This is a genomic window from Microvirga massiliensis, assembly GCF_001006805.1.
Lineage (GTDB): Bacteria > Pseudomonadota > Alphaproteobacteria > Rhizobiales > Beijerinckiaceae > Microvirga > Microvirga massiliensis.
The window spans coordinates 1-2,640 of the sequence record NZ_LN811360.1 but is presented as its reverse complement, the minus strand read 5'-3'; the positions used below and the strand labels follow the sequence as shown (position 1 = coordinate 2,640).

2 protein-coding genes and 2 pseudogenes are annotated in these 2,640 nt (G+C 63.5%); 2 read left to right on the top strand and 2 right to left on the bottom strand.

Annotated features, from left to right (window positions below):
* Together BN1233_RS49930 and BN1233_RS28015 are read left to right on the top strand one after the other, a co-directional pair.
* Positions 1-207 (top strand): annotated as a pseudogene (locus tag BN1233_RS49930) (SMC-Scp complex subunit ScpB); the annotation flags it as partial.
* Between the two features lie 319 nt (positions 208-526).
* The gene (locus BN1233_RS28015; protein WP_046866967.1) at positions 527-769 is read left to right on the top strand and encodes a hypothetical protein; all 243 of its coding nucleotides are present in this window, start codon (positions 527-529) and stop codon (positions 767-769) included.
* Positions 770-851: 82 nt separating this feature from the next.
* Here the strand turns inward: BN1233_RS28015 and BN1233_RS28010 are convergent, their stop codons facing one another.
* Together BN1233_RS28010 and BN1233_RS48565 are read right to left on the bottom strand one after the other, a co-directional pair.
* The gene (locus BN1233_RS28010) at positions 852-1,157 is read right to left on the bottom strand and encodes a hypothetical protein (RefSeq protein ID WP_046866966.1); all 306 of its coding nucleotides are present in this window, start codon (positions 1,155-1,157) and stop codon (positions 852-854) included.
* A gap of 1,336 nt (positions 1,158-2,493) precedes the next feature.
* Positions 2,494-2,640: pseudogene (locus tag BN1233_RS48565) on the bottom strand (IS110 family transposase); the annotation flags it as partial.

Sequence of the window (2,640 nt, the reverse complement as noted above, 5' to 3'; positions counted from 1 at the left end):
CCGGGGGCGCCATATACCTATGTCACGACGGACCAGTTCCTGGTCCGCTGGGGCTTCGCGAGCCTGCGCGATCTGCCCGATCTCGAGCAGCTCGAGGCGGCCGGGCTTCTGGAGCGGGCCCAGCTGTCGGGCGCGCTGGATGCCGAGATCGGGGCGGTGATGCCCGCCGGGGCGGAAGACAGCGATGAGCCTGACTTTGAGGATTGAACCCAGCCGCTGGATCAGTGCCGACGATGAACACGCTTCCTCGTCTTCTGACTGGAACCGGATGGGAGACTCGTGCTCCGGGCGAGCGACATTGGGCTGTGGTGTTCTCGGGTTTCTTCGTGGTGGGCCCCGCCCGGCCTGAGATCGAGCGGGGTTGGCTGTTGGGAGACAGCAGGCCGGGAAGGAGATCGGCCCGAGTTCAAATTATTCTGATCGGGTTAAACGTCCATTGACGTTGCGGCAGCCACGATATCCCGGTCGGTGGGTTCTGCCACCGAGACTCTGACGCCCAAACGGGGCAGGGCAGGAGGCAAGCCTCATGAGCGCCGTCGACCGCAACGCTGCTCGCGATGCCGCCAACCTCGCCGCGCTCTGCCGCCGGCTCGACCGGCGCAAGCAGAATGGCTCCCTGGACTGTGTCAGCGCCGAGGAAGGCTTTCGGCTGCCCGTCGAAGGGGCTCGTGCGGCTGGACAACTCAAACAGCTGGCCCGCGCGACCGCCCGGCTCTACGCCCCCGCCGGCCGCCGTATCGCCGACCACCTGCGCCAGACTCAGCCGTGACAATCTCGTGGACGCGCTCGGCGGACGTGTATCCCGACGGCCGCTTCCCTGACACCGGCTTCGTCGCCGTAAGGCGACGAGATCATCGGGCGCGTCTCCCGGATTCGGACTCGATCTGCGCTCTGACCGCGAGTTGCGCCGCTTCCTTGATCCGCGAGACCGCCTCTCCAGGCCTGCCGGCCACCGCCCAGGAGAGGGCGCTCCAGAGCGCCCACCGGGCTTCGCGACAGGTTGCGCAGGGTATGTGCTCCTCGCGCGTGTGTGTTTCATGTGTTGCGTATGGCTTCGGGACCGGGCGGTGACGGCCCCAGATCCGCAAGGCACTCCCGTGCGTCTGCAGGGCAGGCAGAACGTGCTTCTCGGCGGTCAGAGTGCGGCGTCTCTTCATGAACGTTGTCCAAGTATGAGCTGGTAAAGCGCAACAGTTCACGCAACAGACTCTCTTCCGGAGTCTTCGTGTCAGCTCGTGAAAGCACGAGGCTCAACGAGGCTAACTCTCGTGCCGTTGGGGCAGGCAAGTTAGATTTCTGTCGAGAACCCCGCAGGCACGACGACCCCACCGCAATTCGCAGAAGGCTTATTGTGTGACGCAGAGGAACGTCAGCTCCTCAGATGATCGATTCCTGGGGGCGTGAGATACGGGCCGACGAGCAGGGGCGGCGCACGCGCAAAGCGGGCCGCCCTTCGTATTTCCGGTGGCTTTGGCTCTCTTCGTCCTGCGTGCTTCCCCGAAATGGGTGCGGGCCTCGCCTATGGTGATAAACGGCGACGGTAATCCTCTGAGCGCCCGCCGTCTCACAGTTGTGACAATGCTGTCGTCTGCAAACCCGTGGGATCCTCCTCATCAACGAGCCGGAAGGGGTCTTCCCAATGTAGCCGGAACTGCCCTCCTCCCGCGCGAGGCTGGAAACTGCCGCCGGAGGATTGATCTTGCGTGCTGTGCAGAACTGCAGCCACGTTTCACCTGTGTGAGAGCGGGACGGCGGTCGCTCGGGTAGAGGCGACTGAGGCTCCGCCGCCGTATTTGGAGCCCTCGAACTGCGGCCCTGCCAGCTTAATCTCTGACCCTCATCTCTAACCCTGGCAGGGCCCCTTTTACGCAAGCTTCGACTGTGGCCCTAGCAGTTGGATCACTGGTCATGCCACTCACCGGTATCGATCCCCGCACCGGAATGCGGGTCACTCCTGCGGCCTCCAGCAAGCCGAAAAGTGAGCAGCGTGCGCGACGCTGGGTTCTGCGTGAACTTGACCGCCGAGCCGAACAGCAGAAGCAGCCGAGCAACCGCTCGTCGTAGGGTCCGTTAAGGGCAGCAGCAGGACGAGATTCGTCATTGCGGCAGCGTTAGGCACGCGCTGAAGGCATGGCATGCGCCATTTCGCATTGTGCCATGCATTGTATGGTCCGGCCGTGCGTCGCAAGATGAAGTTGGCAGACTGGCGAACGTGAGAGCTGCATCAATGTATTCGGCCTCATGGTAGAGCATCTGCTCCGGGCCAGCATGGGAATCCGCGCGCATCCAGGACTGACTAGCGGAAAGACCTCTGTGGGCCATCATGGCACCCAGTCTTGTGGTTGCGCCGGGCAGACCGTTCGTCCATCTCCTCCTTCAGCTCGCAGACCTCGGCGGGACAGCCGCTGATTAGCTGACTGAGCTCATCGTTCCATTCTCAACGTCGTTGGTTCACGCGAACCGATTCCGGAAAGACTCACGATCAAGTTTGCCTCAGACCGCATGAGAGGCACTCCTGGGCTGATAGCCATGTCCGCGGGCCAGCACCGCCCAGGCGATACGGGCGAGCTTGTTGGCGAGAGCGATCACCAGCATGTTGCGATGCAGCCGCCGTCCCGCGGCCTCGATCCACGGCCACAG

Coding starts and splice junctions, on each gene's coding strand:
- BN1233_RS28015 (WP_046866967.1), top strand. CDS start 527: ATGAGCGCCGTCGACCGCAACGCTGCTCGCGATGCCGCCAACCTCGCC.
- BN1233_RS28010 (WP_046866966.1), bottom strand. CDS start 1,157: ATGAAGAGACGCCGCACTCTGACCGCCGAGAAGCACGTTCTGCCTGCC.